The sequence below is a fragment of the Streptomyces sp. YKOK-I1 genome, assembly GCF_054660435.1.
The window spans coordinates 7,758,744-7,772,292 of the sequence record NZ_BAAGDR010000001.1 but is presented as its reverse complement, the minus strand read 5'-3'; the positions used below and the strand labels follow the sequence as shown (position 1 = coordinate 7,772,292).

Annotated in this window: 10 protein-coding genes; 7 read left to right on the top strand and 3 right to left on the bottom strand. The window is 70.9% G+C overall.

Translation table 11 applies throughout. From position 1 onward, the window contains the following. Positions 1-59: 59 nt before the first annotated feature. From ACYQ8Q_RS34565 to ACYQ8Q_RS34555, 3 genes are all read left to right on the top strand, one after another. Complete coding sequence (locus ACYQ8Q_RS34565) at positions 60-728, top strand: DUF3000 domain-containing protein (RefSeq protein WP_460070560.1); 669 nt, start codon at positions 60-62, stop codon at positions 726-728. A gap of 312 nt (positions 729-1,040) precedes the next feature. Next, entirely contained in the window at positions 1,041-1,703 is a 663-nt protein-coding gene (locus tag ACYQ8Q_RS34560; RefSeq protein WP_059202319.1) for a response regulator transcription factor, read from the top strand. A gap of 296 nt (positions 1,704-1,999) precedes the next feature. Further along, complete coding sequence (locus ACYQ8Q_RS34555) at positions 2,000-3,298, top strand: ribonuclease D (protein ID WP_460070558.1); 1,299 nt, start codon at positions 2,000-2,002, stop codon at positions 3,296-3,298. Between the two features lie 66 nt (positions 3,299-3,364). Here the strand turns inward: ACYQ8Q_RS34555 and ACYQ8Q_RS34550 are convergent, their stop codons facing one another. The 3 genes from ACYQ8Q_RS34550 to ACYQ8Q_RS34540 are packed head-to-tail and all read right to left on the bottom strand — an operon-like array spanning position 3,365 to position 6,467. After that, positions 3,365-4,195 carry a carbohydrate ABC transporter permease gene (locus ACYQ8Q_RS34550; RefSeq protein ID WP_460070557.1) on the bottom strand — a complete coding sequence of 277 codons (831 nt, stop codon included), beginning with the start codon at positions 4,193-4,195 and terminating at the stop codon, positions 3,365-3,367. Beyond that, positions 4,192-5,151 (bottom strand): carbohydrate ABC transporter permease, encoded by a 960-nt coding sequence (locus ACYQ8Q_RS34545; protein ID WP_460070556.1) that lies wholly within the window; start codon positions 5,149-5,151, stop codon positions 4,192-4,194. Before ACYQ8Q_RS34545 ends, ACYQ8Q_RS34550 begins: the two co-directional genes overlap by 4 nt. Beyond that, positions 5,151-6,467: an ABC transporter substrate-binding protein gene (locus tag ACYQ8Q_RS34540; protein ID WP_460070554.1), complete on the bottom strand. Its 1,317-nt coding sequence runs from the start codon at positions 6,465-6,467 to the stop codon at positions 5,151-5,153. Before ACYQ8Q_RS34540 ends, ACYQ8Q_RS34545 begins: the two co-directional genes overlap by 1 nt. Before the next feature lie 171 nt (positions 6,468-6,638). Here ACYQ8Q_RS34540 and ACYQ8Q_RS34535 point away from each other — a divergent pair, with 171 nt between their 5' ends. The 4 genes from ACYQ8Q_RS34535 (at position 6,639) to ACYQ8Q_RS34520 (ending at position 13,504) form a co-directional block, all read left to right on the top strand. Next, the gene (locus ACYQ8Q_RS34535; protein WP_460070553.1) at positions 6,639-9,011 is read left to right on the top strand and encodes a glycoside hydrolase family 2 protein; all 2,373 of its coding nucleotides are present in this window, start codon (positions 6,639-6,641) and stop codon (positions 9,009-9,011) included. Beyond that, positions 9,008-10,036, top strand: coding sequence for a LacI family DNA-binding transcriptional regulator (locus tag ACYQ8Q_RS34530; protein WP_460070551.1), 1,029 nt, complete (start codon positions 9,008-9,010; stop codon positions 10,034-10,036). Before ACYQ8Q_RS34535 ends, ACYQ8Q_RS34530 begins: the two co-directional genes overlap by 4 nt. 124 nt (positions 10,037-10,160) lie before the next feature. Further along, the gene (locus ACYQ8Q_RS34525) at positions 10,161-11,378 is read left to right on the top strand and encodes a thiolase family protein (protein ID WP_460070550.1); all 1,218 of its coding nucleotides are present in this window, start codon (positions 10,161-10,163) and stop codon (positions 11,376-11,378) included. Then, positions 11,375-13,504: a 3-hydroxyacyl-CoA dehydrogenase NAD-binding domain-containing protein gene (locus ACYQ8Q_RS34520; protein ID WP_460070549.1), complete on the top strand. Its 2,130-nt coding sequence runs from the start codon at positions 11,375-11,377 to the stop codon at positions 13,502-13,504. The genes ACYQ8Q_RS34525 and ACYQ8Q_RS34520 overlap by 4 nt, the downstream gene beginning before the upstream one ends. Positions 13,505-13,549: the final 45 nt, after the last annotated feature.

Below are 13,549 nucleotides of genomic sequence, written 5' to 3'. Positions count from 1 at the left end.
GGGTCCCGCGCGGGTGTCTTGCCCTGCGCGAGGCCGTCGTTCCCCTTAATCTTCCCCGCATGGCTGCGGCTCAGGGACGACTGTCGGACGGCGCTGGCGGGATGGACGAGGCGAACGAGGGGGAGCGCGATGGAGGCAGGTCGGCACCGCCGCCGTTCCGGGCCGCCGTCGAGGCGCTGAGGGCGGCGCGGCTGCGGCCGCAGATCGAGGTCGACCCGACCCCGGCGCCCAAGCGGCTCGCCCCGTACGCGTACGCCCTGGAGGCGACCGTCGTGGACGGCGAGCAGGATCTCGCCGACGGGCGGCTGGTGCTGCTGCACGACCCGGACGGGCACGACGCCTGGCGCGGGACGTTCCGGCTGGTGACGCTGGTGCGGGCGGAGCTGGAGGCGGAGATGGCGGCCGACCCGCTGCTGCCGGAGGTGTGCTGGTCCTGGCTGACCGGCGCGCTCCAGGCGCGCGGCCTCGGGTACGGCGAGCCGAGCGGGACGGTCACCCGGGCGAGCTCGCACTACTTCGGCGGTCTCGCGGAGCGGCCGGCGAACTCGCAGATCGAGATCCGCGCCTCCTGGACCCCCCGCGAGGGCCTGGGCGGGGTCCCGGACGCGGCGGCCCACCTGGCGTCCTGGTGCGATCTGCTGGCCCAGGTGGCGGGCCTGCCCCCGGCGGGCCCCGGAGACGCCTCGGTGGTGACCCTGCCGCAGCGCCGGGGGCCGCAGTCGCGTTAGGACGGTACAGCTGTACGAGTGGGTCGGCCGCCGGAAACGGCGGCCGACCCATTTGGCCGTCCTGATTGACCATCTCTTTGTCGATACGGCCACTTTCGATCCCGGACCGTATCCACCCAAACCGATTCGATCTTCGGATGATCGATCGCGTGTCCGAATTGCACGTATTGTTACTCACTAGATCGTGATCATTTTCTAAAGGACCCCCGGCCCGCTGCCGAAGACGACTGTGACCTTGAAAGCACGGTTCGTCCGGGCCGCCCTCTCCCCACAAGCCCCCGAACCGGCTCCGTCCCCCACCCAGGAGGCCTGGTGTCCGTTCTTCTCGAGCAGCCCGCAAGCCTGGTCGCCTACCGCCCGAACAAGCCCACCGCCATGGTGGTCGTGGCCGACCCGCGCGTGCGTTCCACCGTCACCCGCCATCTGTGGGCGCTCGGTGTGCGCGACGTCATCGAGGCCTCGTCCATCGCGGAGGCTCGTCCCCGCGTCGGCAACCCCCGGGACATCTGCGTCGCCGACGTCCACCTCCCCGACGGCTCCGGTCTCACCCTGCTGTCGGAGACCCGCGCCGCGGGCTGGCCCAACGGGCTCGCCCTGTCCGCCGCCGACGACATCGGCGCCGTGCGCAACGCCCTCGCGGGCGGTGTGAAGGGCTACGTCGTCACCGGCACCCGCACCAACGTCGGGCTCCCCACCCGGCCCGGTGCCGCCCCCATCGGATCCGCGGCCGCCAGGCTGCACCGCCGCCCCCCGGGTGCCCCGAGCCACCCGGGCGGCTACCGCGAGCTCTCCGGCCGCGAGGTCGAGGTACTGCGCCTGGTCGCCGAAGGCCAGTCGAACAAGGCGATCGGCGTCTCGATGGGACTGTCCGCGCTGACCGTCAAGAGCCACCTCGCCCGGATCGCCCGCAAGCTCGGCACGGGCGACCGCGCCGGGATGGTCGCGGTGGCCCTGCGGACCGGCATCATCCACTGAGACCCCGGCGGGACCACGACGTCGGGTCCCTCCGGCCCTTCCCCCAGCCCTTCCCCCAGCCCGTTCCCTCGGTCGGCGGACCCCTTCCGACTTCTCTTCCCCCCCTCCCTCTGCCCGCGTTCCCGATCCCTTCCCCGCCCTTCCCTGCTCCTCCCCGGCCTTTCCCCGTCTCCTGCCGGCCACTTCCGGGCCTCTTTGCGGCCTCTTCCCGGCCCTGACTGGTTTACGACCCTGGGGCGCCCGTCGGCGGAACGTTCCGTCGGCGGGTCGCGTCCCCACACGGATACCCTTGACAGGTGACCGACGCCCAAGAAACCGCAGCAGCCAGCTCACTGCGAACCACCGGAGGCGCCCCTCCGGACGACGGCGGATCTACTGCTTCTGTTTCCGGGGCGCCCACACCTCAGTCGACCCCTCTGCTCGAACCCCGCGAGGGCATCCCGCCGGTGATCGCCGACGAGGCCTCCCTCGCCGAGGCGATCGCCGCCTTCGCCGCCGGCACCGGCCCCGTCGCCGTCGACGCCGAGCGCGCCTCCGGCTACCGCTACGGACAGCGCGCCTATCTGGTGCAGCTGCGCCGTGAGGGCGCCGGCAGCGCGCTGATCGACCCCGTCGCCTGCCCCGACCTCTCCGGGCTCGGCGAGGCCCTCTCCGACGTCGAGTGGGTGCTGCACGCCGCCACCCAGGACCTGCCCTGTCTGCGCGAGATAGGCCTCGTGCCCACCCGGCTGTTCGACACCGAGCTGGCCGGGCGGCTCGCCGGGTTCCCACGCGTCGGCCTCGGCGCGATGGTCGAGAGCGTGCTCGGTTTCGTCCTGGAGAAGGGCCACTCCGCCGTAGACTGGTCCACCCGCCCGCTCCCCGAGCCCTGGCTGCGCTACGCCGCCCTGGACGTCGAGCTCCTCGTCGACCTGCGCGACGCGCTGGAGAAGGAGCTGGACCGGCAGGGCAAGCTGGAGTGGGCCCACCAGGAGTTCGACGCCATCGCCTCCGCTCCCCCGCCCGAGCCCCGCAAGGATCCCTGGCGCCGTACGTCCGGCATGCACAAGGTGCGCAGACGCCGGCAGCTCGGCGTGGTCCGGGAGCTGTGGCAGACCCGGGACCGGATCGCCCAGCGCCGGGACGTCTCACCGGGCAAGGTGCTCTCCGACGCGGCGATCGTGGAGGCCGCGCTCGCCCTCCCCGCCAACGTGCACGCGCTGACCGCGCTGAACGGCTACGGGCACCGGATGGGCCGGCGCCAGCTGGAGCAGTGGCAGGCCGCCGTCGACCGGGCGAAGGCGCTCGGCGAGTCCCAGCTGCCGCAGCCGGGGCAGCCCGTCGCGGGGCCTCCGCCGCCGCGGGCCTGGGCCGACAAGGACCCGGCGGCCGCAGCCCGCCTGTCGGCGGCCCGGTCCGCCGTCTCCGCGCTGGCCGAGCAGCTGAACATGCCCCAGGAGAACCTGATCGCCCCGGACTCGGTGCGCAGGGTCTGCTGGGAGCCGCCGGCCCCTGTCGACGTGGAGTCGATCGGGGGCGTGCTCTCCGGGCTCGGCGCCCGGCCCTGGCAGGTGGAGCAGGTGACGCCCGTGCTGGTCAAGGCACTGTCCGCCTGAGAGTGCGCCCGGCCGCCGTGGGACTTCTCGTCGTACGGCGGCCGCGGGTCGTCCGCAGCAGGCCTCTCACCTGGTCGCCCCTCGCATGAAGCCGTTGTAGATGTACTTCTGGAGGACCAGGAAGACGATCAGGGTCGGCAGGATCACCAGGACCGCTCCGGCCGAGATCGTCTCCCAGTGGGCGCCGAAGGGGCCCTTGAAGCGGAACAGGGACGTCGAGATCACGCCAAGATCTTGTGACGGCATGTAGAGGAACGGGATGTAGAAGTCGTTGTAGACGGTGATCCCCTTCACGATCACGACGGTCGCGATCGCCGGCTTCAGCAGCGGGAAGATGATTTTCCGGTAGACGGTGAAGGCGTTCGCGCCGTCCAGGCGGGCCGACTCGTCCAGCGAGAGGGGGATCGAGCGGACGAACTGCAGGAAGATGTAGATCGAGACGATGTCCGTGCCCATGTAGAGGGCGATGGGCGCCCAGAGCGTGTCGAACATGCCGAAGCTGTTGACGATCTGGAAGGTCGCCACCTGCGTGGTGACCCCGGGGACCAGGGCGGCCAGCAGGAACAGGGCCACCACCAGCTTGCGGAAGCGGAACGTGAAGCGGTCGATGGCGTACGCCGTCATGGAGCCGATGAGGACGGTCCCGCCGATCGAGAACACCAGGATGAACGCGGTGTGCCCGAAGGCCGGGAGCATCCGGCCGTCCTGGAACGCCGTCACGTAGTTGTGGAAGTTCAGGGGGTCGTCCGGGAGCGACAGGGCCCCGCTGTCGTCGGCGAGTTCCTCGTCGGTCTTGAGCGAGGTCAGCAGGACCACGCCCAGCGGGAGCAGCACGACCAGCGAGGCGAGGACCAGGGACAGGTACATCAGGGTGCGGGCTGCGGCGCGGCGGGTCATACGAGGTCCACCCTGTCGTCGGGGACCAGGCGGCGCTGGAGCCAGGTCACTGCCAGGATGATCAGCAGCAGGACCACGGCGGCGGCCGAGGCGAGGCCCGTCTTGTTGAACTGGAAGGCCAGCTTCACGGTCTGGATCACGAAGGTCTCGGTGCCGGTCGCCCCGCCCGTCATGATGTACGGGATCTCGAAGGCCGACAGCGAGCCGGAGACCGAGAGGATCACGGTCAGCGTCAGCACCGGTTTGATGCCGGGCAGGATGATGTGCCGGAACTGGTGCCAGCGGTTCGCGCCGTCCAGCTCGGACGCCTCGTACAGCTCGCCCGGGATGGACTGGATCGCGCCCAGGAACAGCACGAAGTTCAGGCCCAGGTAGCGCCAGACGGAGACGCCCGCGAGGGAGGTGTTCGCGGAGACCGGGGTGCCGAGCCAGGCGTGGTCGGCGTGGTGTCCGAACAGGGCGAGGACCGAGTCGAGGGTGCCGCCGTCCTGGAAGAAGTACAGGAAGACGAAACCGATCGCGACCCCGTTGATCAGGTACGGGAAGAACAGCACGCCCTTGAAGAGGTTCCGGAAGCGGACGTCGAAGCTGAGGACCGTGGCGAAGTAGAGCGCGGCCACGATCTGCACGGCCGAGGCGGCCAGGTAGTAGCCGCTGACGAAGAAGACCTCGAACAGGTCGGGGCGGGTGAAGAGTTCGGTGTAGTTCTCGGTGCCCGTGTAGTGCAGCCCGGGGCTGACGCCGTCCCAGTCGGTGAAGCTGAACGCGACCATGTTGACGATCGGCGCGTAGGTGAAGGCGATCAGCAGGGCGAGCGGTGCGGCGAGGAACAGCCAGGGGGTCAGCCGCCGCCAGAAGCGGGCCCGGCGGGGGGCCGGGGCCGGTACGGGGGCGTCCCCTCGTACCGGCCGCGCCCCGGGACGTCCCACCGCCGGTTTCTCGGTGGTGTCCGCCATCAGGACCCCACGGTCTTCCGGGTGTCCGTCCACTTCCTGCCGAGGTCCGCGAGGAAGTCGTCCAGGGTGCCCTTGCGGGCGCCGCGTGCGAGGTCGACGAGGTCCTGGCGGTAGTCGGGGGTGTTGATGCCGACCTCCGACTCGGTGTCGATCAGCTTGACCTCGGCGCCCTTGCTGTCGTCGAGCTCGATGAGCTTCACGCCCGCGTCCTCGTACGGCTTCAGCACCTCGGGCAGGGCCGCGCCCTTCAGCGGGGAGATAGCGAGGTTGTCCTTGTCGTAGCCGGACTTGTCGGTGAACCAGTCGATCCAGGCGCGGGCGGCCTCCTTGTGCTCGGAGTGGACGTTGACGGCCTGGTTGTAGTCGGGGCTGACGACCGCGCAGAACTCTCCGCCCACCTGGGCCGGGAAGGGCATGAAGCCGATGTCGTCGGGGTCGACGCCGGCCTTGCGGGCGGCGTCCTGGAACTGGACGATCGCCCAGGTGCCGAGCCACTGCGTGGCGATCTCCCCCTTGGCCAACTGGGGTTTCGACGCCTCCCAGTTGGAGGTGGTGGGGTCCTTCTCGGCGAGGCCCTCGTGGACGATGTCGTACAGGAGGGTGTCGCCGACGCGCAGATCGGCGCCCTCGGCCCAGGGGTCGCCCTCGGCCAGTTTCGTGGTGGCCTGCGGATCGCAGTGGACCGAGCCGTTGACGAAGGTCCAGGAGGTGAGCGTCCAGCCCGCGGCGAAGTTGGTGTAGTAGGGGACGGCGTCCGTCTTCGCCTTGATCGCCTTCAGGCCGGCGAGGAACGCGGCGGGGGTGGTGGGCCAGTCGGTGACCCCGGCCTCCTTCCAGACCCGCTTGTTGTAGACGAAGCCGGGCATCACCCCGATGGGGCTCTGGCCGTAGACCTTGCCGTCGACGGCGGTGAAGTCGGTGAACCGGTACTTCTCGCTGCGCTCCTGGACCGTGCCGAGCGAGGCGAAGAACTTCGGGTAGTCGCTCTTCTTGATGACCCCGGGGATCATCAGGACGTCCCCGTAGTTCTCCGTGTTCATCCGGATCTTGACTTCGGCCTCGTAGTTGGTGAGGGCCTGGAACTCGACCTTCACCTTCGGATACGTCTTGTTGAACTCGGCCGCGTACTTGTTCATCGTGCCGTCCTGCACGAGGTCGGTCCGCTGGGTGAGGACCGTGATGCTGCCGGTGACCTTCGACGGATCGTCGGCGGCCTTGGCGTCGGCCCCCTTCGAGGTGCCGCCGGTGGCGGTACAGGCGGGCAGGACGAGCAGCGCGGCTCCCACGGCGGCGGCCAGGACTGTACGGCGGTTCATGTGCATCAGCTCCGTTCGAGGGGACGGACGAGCACGTGCGGGTGGGGCGAATGGTGCGGGTTGGCTGATTCGGCACTCTGACAGCGCTTTCCTCAACCGGTAAAGTCCCATTCCCGCCAAGGATGGAGATCTGGCACCCAATACTCGGCTCGACCGGTTTAGGGAGTGCGCATGCTGGTGGCCTCACCGCTCGTCGACGGATGGATCCTGCGGCACGAAGGAGAGGCGCTGGCGGCCTCGGTGCCGGGGTGTGTGCACACCGATCTGCTGGCCGCCGGGGTGATCCCGGACCCGTTCGTCGGCCGGGGCGAGCACGAGGTCGCCTGGGTGGGGCGGCGCGAGTGGACGTACGAGACGGACCTGCCGGACGTGGCGTCCGGGCATGAGCAGACCGATCTGGTCTTCGACGGTCTGGACACGTCCGCCGAGATCCTGCTCGACGGGCGGCTGCTGGGGTCGGTGCGGAACATGCACCGCTCGTACCGGTTCGATGTGACGGGGGCGAGCGGGCGGCTGACGGTCCGGTTCGCGTCCGCGTACGCCGAGGCCGAGGCGGTGCGCGGACGGCTGGGTGAGCGGCCCGCCGCCTATGCGGAGCCCTACCAGTACCTGCGCAAGATGGCCTGCTCCTTCGGCTGGGACTGGGGGCCGACGCTGGTGACGGCGGGGATCTGGCGGCCGGTGCGGCTGGAGCGCTGGTCGACGGCGCGGATCGCCCGGGTGCGGCCCCTGGTCACCGTCGAACAGGGCGTCGGGGTGGTCGAGTTGCGGGTGGAGGTGGAGCGGACCCGGGTGGAGGCCGGGCTGACGGTGACGGCCCGGGTGGGCGGGATCGAGGCGCGTGCCCGGGTCGAGGGGACGGGCGCGGCCGTCCGGCTGGAGGTGCCCGGGGCACGGCTGTGGTGGCCGCGCGGCTACGGCGAGCAGCCCCTGTACGACGTGGAATTGACGTTGCGTCACGAAGGTGCGGCGCTGGACTCCTGGCGGCGGCGGATCGGTTTCCGGACCGTCGAACTGGACCGGCGGCCCGATGCGCACGGCACCGGGTTCACCCTGGTCGTCAACGGCGAGCGGCTGTTCGCGCGCGGCGTGAACTGGATCCCGGACGACGTCTTCCCCTCCCGGGTGACCCGGGAACGCTACCGGCGGCGGCTGGGGCAGGCCGCCGGCGCCGGGGTGGACCTGGTGCGGGTGTGGGGCGGCGGGATCTACGAGAGCGAGGACTTCTACGACGCCTGCGACGAGCTGGGGCTCCTGGTGTGGCAGGACTTCCCGTTCGCGTGCGCGGCCTACCCCGAGGAGCAGCCGCTGCGCGGCGAGGTGGAGGCGGAGGCCCGGGAGAACGTCGTACGGCTGATGCCGCATCCGTCGCTGGTGCTGTGGAACGGCAACAACGAGAACCTGTGGGGGTTCCGGGACTGGGGCTGGGAGGGGCGGCTCGCCGGGGACTCCTGGGGGGAGGGGTACTACCTGGGCGTACTGCCGCGGGTCGTGGCCGAGTCGGACCCCACCCGGCCGTACACGGCGGGCAGCCCCTGGTCGGGTTCCTGGGCGCGGCATCCGAACGACCCGGCGCATGGCACGCACCACTCCTGGGAGGTGTGGAACCGGCGGGACTACACCGAGTACCGCGCCGAAGTGCCGCGGTTCGTCGCCGAGTTCGGCTGGCAGGCGCCGCCCGCGTACGCCACGCTGCGGCGGGCGCTGCCGGGTGAGGAGCTCGCCGCGGACTCCCCCGGGATGCTGCACCGGCAGAAGGCGGACGACGGCAACGGCAAGCTGGCGCGCGGGCTGGCCCGGCATTTCACGCCGCCGGAGGGGGACTTCGACCGCTGGCACTATCTGACGCAGGTCAACCAGGTGCGGGCGGTGGCCACCGGGATCGAGCACTGGCGGTCGCACTGGCCGGTGTGCGCGGGCACGGTCCTCTGGCAGCTCAACGACTGCTGGCCGGTGACCTCGTGGGCGGCGATCGACGGGGACGGGCGGGAGAAGCCGCTGTACCACGAGCTGCGGCGGCTGTACGCGGACCGGTTGCTGACGCTCCAAGTGCGGGGTGAGGAAGTGGTGTTGGCGGCGGTCAACCAGTCCGCCGAGCCGTGGTCGGGGACGGTGCGGCTGCGGCGCATGTCCGTGGCGGGGGAGGCGCTCGGGACGGCGGACGCCGAACTGGCGGCGGGAGCCCGGGCGGTGGGCCTGGTACGGGTACCGACGGAGCTGGAGCCGACCGGGGCGAAGGAGTTCCTGGTGGCGGACGCGGGCGGTCTGAGGGCGTGGTGGTTTCCGGTGGCCGACCGGGAGATCCCTTGGCCGGAACCCGAGTTCGAGGTGACCGTGGCACCGGGGAGCGTCACGGTGACGGCCCACACCCTCGTACGGGATCTGCTGCTCCAGGCCGACCGGCTGGGGCCGGACGTACGGGCCGACCGGGGGCTGGTGACGCTGCTCCCCGGGGAACGGGTGACGATCGGTGTGACGGGCTGGCAGACTCCCGGTGCCGACGCGGCCCGTGCCGCCCTGTACTGCCTGGAGCCCTCCCGATGACGACCTCCCGCGTCACCATCAAGGACGTCGCCGCGCGCGCCGGGGTGTCCAAGGGGGCGGTGTCGCTCGCGTTCAACCGCAAGCCGGGTCTGTCGGAGGCGACCCGGGAGCGGATCTTCACGGCGGCGCGGGAGCTGGGCTGGGAGCCGAACCTGACCGCGCGGTCGCTGTCGAGCTCGCGGGTGGACGTGGTGGGGCTGGCGATCTGCCGGCCGGCCCGGATGCTGGGCCTGGAGCCGTTCTACATGGAGTTCGTCTCCGGGGTGGAGAGCGTGCTGACCGAGCACGCCTGCTCGCTGCTGCTGCGGCTGGTCAGAAGCGTGGAGGAGGAGGCCCATCTCCTGGAGTCGTGGTGGCGGGGGCGGCAGATCGGCGGCGCGATCCTGGTGGACTTCCGGGCCGACGATCCCCGGGTCGCGGCCGCCGAGCGGCTCGGGATGCCGGTGGTGGCGGTCGGGCATCCCTCGCTGACCGGGTCCCTGACGTCGGTGTGGACGGACGACGCGACGGCGGTGACGGAGGCGGTGCGCTATCTCGCCGCGCTGGGTCACCGTCGTATCGCCCGGGTGGGGGGTGCCGCCGCGCTCGGGCACACGGTGATGCGGACGGCCGCCTTCGACGCGGCGGCGCGTGAGCTGGGGCTGGCCGGGGCCTGGCAGGTGGCCACGGACTACTCCGGGGAGGCGGGGGCGCGGGCCACCCGCTCGATGCTGACCGCCGCCCCGCCGGACCGGCCGACGGCCGTCGTCTACGACAACGACATCATGGCGGTGGCCGGGCTGGCGGTGGCGGCCGAGATGGGGCTGAGCGTGCCGCGGGACGTCTCCCTGCTGGCCTGGGACGACTCCCAGCTGTGCCGGCTGACCCATCCGACGCTCTCCGCGATGAGCCATGACGTGCACGGATTCGGCGCGGAGGCGGCCCGGACGCTGTTCGGGGCGATCACCGGACGGGGGCCGGGATCGCACCCCGTGCCCACTCCGGTGCTGACGCCGCGGGGGTCGACCGCTCCCCCGAAGGTGTGACCTTCGCCGCTTGGACCTCCGGGACTGGGCAGCTACGTTACCGATAAGTAGCATGGGTCCTGAGCGCGCGCTCAGCTTGCGCATCGCAGCAGTGCCATCCCGCACCCTCTGGAGGAGAGCCATCGTGCCTCGTACCGTCAGGGACGTCGTCTTCGTCGACGGCGTCCGTACCCCGTTCGGCAAGGCGGGCCCGAAGGGCATCTACCACGAGACCCGCGCCGACGACCTCGTCGTGAAGGCGATCCGGGAGCTGCTGCGCCGCAACCCCGGTCTCGACCCCCAGAAGATCGACGAGGTCGCCATCGCCGCGACCACGCAGATCGGCGACCAGGGCCTGACCATCGGCCGCACCGCCGGCATCCTGGCCGGTCTCCCCCAGTCGGTGCCCGGCTACTCCATCGACCGGATGTGCGCCGGCGCCCTGACCGCGGTCACCACGGTCGCGGGCTCGGTCGCCTTCGGCGCGTACGACATCGCGATCGCCGGCGGTGTCGAGCACATGGGCCGCCACCCGATGGGCGAGGGCGTGGACCCGAACCCGCGGTTCGTCTCCGAGAAGCTCGTCGACGAGTCCGCCCTGTTCATGGGCATGACCGCGGAGAACCTGCACGACCGCTACCCGCAGATCACCAAGCTGCGCGCGGACGAGTACGCGGTCCGCTCCCAGGAGAAGGCCGCCAAGGCGTACGCCGACGGCAAGATCCAGGCCGATCTGGTGCCGATCTCGGTGCGCCGCACCAACGCGGACGCCGGTGAGACGGGCTGGGGCCTGGTCACCGCCGACGAGCCGATGCGCCCGGGCACCACCCTGGAGAACCTCTCCGGTCTGAAGACCCCGTTCCGCGTCCACGGCCGGGTCACCGCCGGTAACGCGGCCGGTCTGAACGACGGCGCGACCGCCTCGCTGATCGCCTCCGAGGACTTCGCCCGCGAGAACGGCCTGCCGGTCAAGATGCGCCTCGTGGCGTACTCCTTCGCGGGCGTCGAGCCGGAGGTCATGGGCTACGGCCCGATCCCGGCCACCGAGAAGGCGCTCGCGCAGGCGGGTCTGTCCATCTCCGACATCGGTCTGTTCGAGATCAACGAGGCCTTCGCCGTGCAGGTGCTGGCCTTCCTCGACCACTACGGCATCGCCGACGACGACGAGCGCGTCAACCAGTACGGCGGCGCCATCGCCTTCGGCCACCCGCTGGCCTCCTCCGGCGTCCGCCTGATGACGCAGCTGGCCCGCCAGTTCGAGGAGCAGCCGCACGTCCGCTACGGCCTGACCACCATGTGCGTCGGCTTCGGCATGGGCGCGACGGTCATCTGGGAGAACCCGCACTTCGAGGGGGACAAGTGAGCACCACCACCGAGCTGCTGAAGGGTGCGGCCGAGCTGTTCCCGGACGAGGTCGTGACGTCGGCGCACGTGCGCCACCTCGACCTGCCGTTCGGCGCGGGCCGTTTCGCGCTGATCACGCTGGACAACGGCTTCGACCACACCAAGCCGACCACCTTCGGCCCCGCGTCGCTCGCGAACCTGGGCCTCGCGATCGACCAGGTGGAGAAGGAGGCCGCGGCCGGCGAGATCGTCGGTGCCGGTGTGACCGGCAAGCCGTTCATCTTCGCCGTCGGCGCGGACCTCAAGGGCGTCGAGCTCCTCAAGGAGTACGACCACGCGCTCGCCATCGGCAAGGGCGGCCACGAGGTCTTCAAGCGCCTCGCGGGCCTCGCGGTCCCGACCTTCGCCTACTACAACGGCGCGGCGATGGGCGGCGGTGTCGAGGTCGGTCTGCACTGCACCTACCGCACCGTGTCCAAGGCGCTGCCGGCGTTCTCCCTGCCCGAGGTCTTCCTCGGTCTGATCCCCGGCTGGGGCGGCTGCACGCTGCTGCCGAACCTGATCGGCGCCGACAAGGCCGTCTCGGTGATCGTCGAGAACAGCCTGAACCAGAACAAGCAGCTCAAGGGTCAGCAGGTCTTCGAGCTCGGGATCGCCGACGCGCTCTTCGAGGGCGCGGACTTCCTGGAGCAGTCGCTGATCTGGACGGCGAACGTCCTGCGGGGCGACATCGCGGTGGAGCGCCCGGTCGTCGACCGCGGTGAGGCCTGGGACCAGGCCGTCGCGCGCGGCCGGTTCGTCGCCGACTCCAAGGTGCACGGCGCGGCCCCGGCCGCCTACCGCGCCCTCGACATCATCGCCGCCGCCAGGAACGGCGACCTCCAGCAGGGCTACGACGCGGAGGACACCGCGCTCGCCGACCTGATCATGGGCGGTGAACTGCGTGCCGGCATCTACGCGTTCAACCTGGTGCAGAAGCGCGGCAAGCGCCCGGCCGGCGCCCCGGACAAGAACCTGGCCCGTCCGGTCACCAAGGTCGGTGTCGTCGGCGCCGGTCTGATGGCCTCGCAGCTCGCCCTGCTGTTCCTGCGCCGCCTGGAGGTGCCGGTCGTGCTGACCGACATCGACCAGGAGCGCGTCGACAAGGGCGTGGGCTATGTCCACGCCGAGATCGAGAAGCTGCTCGGCAAGGGCCGGATCAACCAGGACAAGGCCAACCGTCTCAAGGCCCTGGTCACCGGTGTGCTGGACAAGGCCGAGGGCTTCGCGGACGCGGACTTCGTCATCGAGGCCGTGTTCGAGGAGATCGGCGTCAAGCAGCAGGTGTTCGCGGAGGTCGAGGCCGTCGCCCCGGCGCACGCGATCCTCGCCACGAACACCTCCTCCCTCTCCGTGTCGGAGATGGCGTCGAAGCTCAAGCACCCCGAGCGGGTCGTGGGCTTCCACTTCTTCAACCCGGTCGCGGTCCTGCCGCTGCTGGAGATCGTCCGCGGCGAGCAGACCGACGACGCGTCGCTGGCCACCGCGTTCGCCGTGGCCAAGAAGCTGAAGAAGACGGCGGTGCTGACGAAGGACGCCCCGGCGTTCGTCGTGAACCGCATCCTGACCCGCTTCATGGGCGAGGTGCAGAACGTCATCGACGAGGGCACCCCGGTCGAGGTGGCGGAGAAGGGCGTGGAGCCGCTCGGTCTGCCGATGTCCCCGCTGGTCCTCCTCGAACTGGTCGGCCCGGCGATCGGCCTGCACGTCTCGGAGACGCTCCACCGGGCGTTCCCGGACCGCTTCACGGTCTCCCCGAACCTCAAGGCGGTCGTCGAGGCCGGCAAGCGCGGCTTCTACGTCTACGACAGCGGCAAGCCGGAGCTGGACCCCGAGGTCGCCGCGCTGCTGAAGCAGGGCGACACCGTCCTCACCGAGGAGCAGGTGCGGGCGCGCGTCCTGGACGCGGTGGCGCAGGAGATCGGGCTCATGCTCGACGAGGGCGTGGTCGCCGAGGCGCAGGACATCGACCTGTGCCTGATCACGGGCGCGGGCTGGCCCTTCCACCTGGGCGGCATCACGCCGTACCTGGACCGCGAGGGTGTCTCCGAGCGGGTGAACGGCAAGCGGTTCCTGGCGCCGGGGACGGCGTCGGTCCCGGCGTGACATGAGCGTCGTACAGAAGTGAGGAGGGCCCCCGCCGGACGGCGG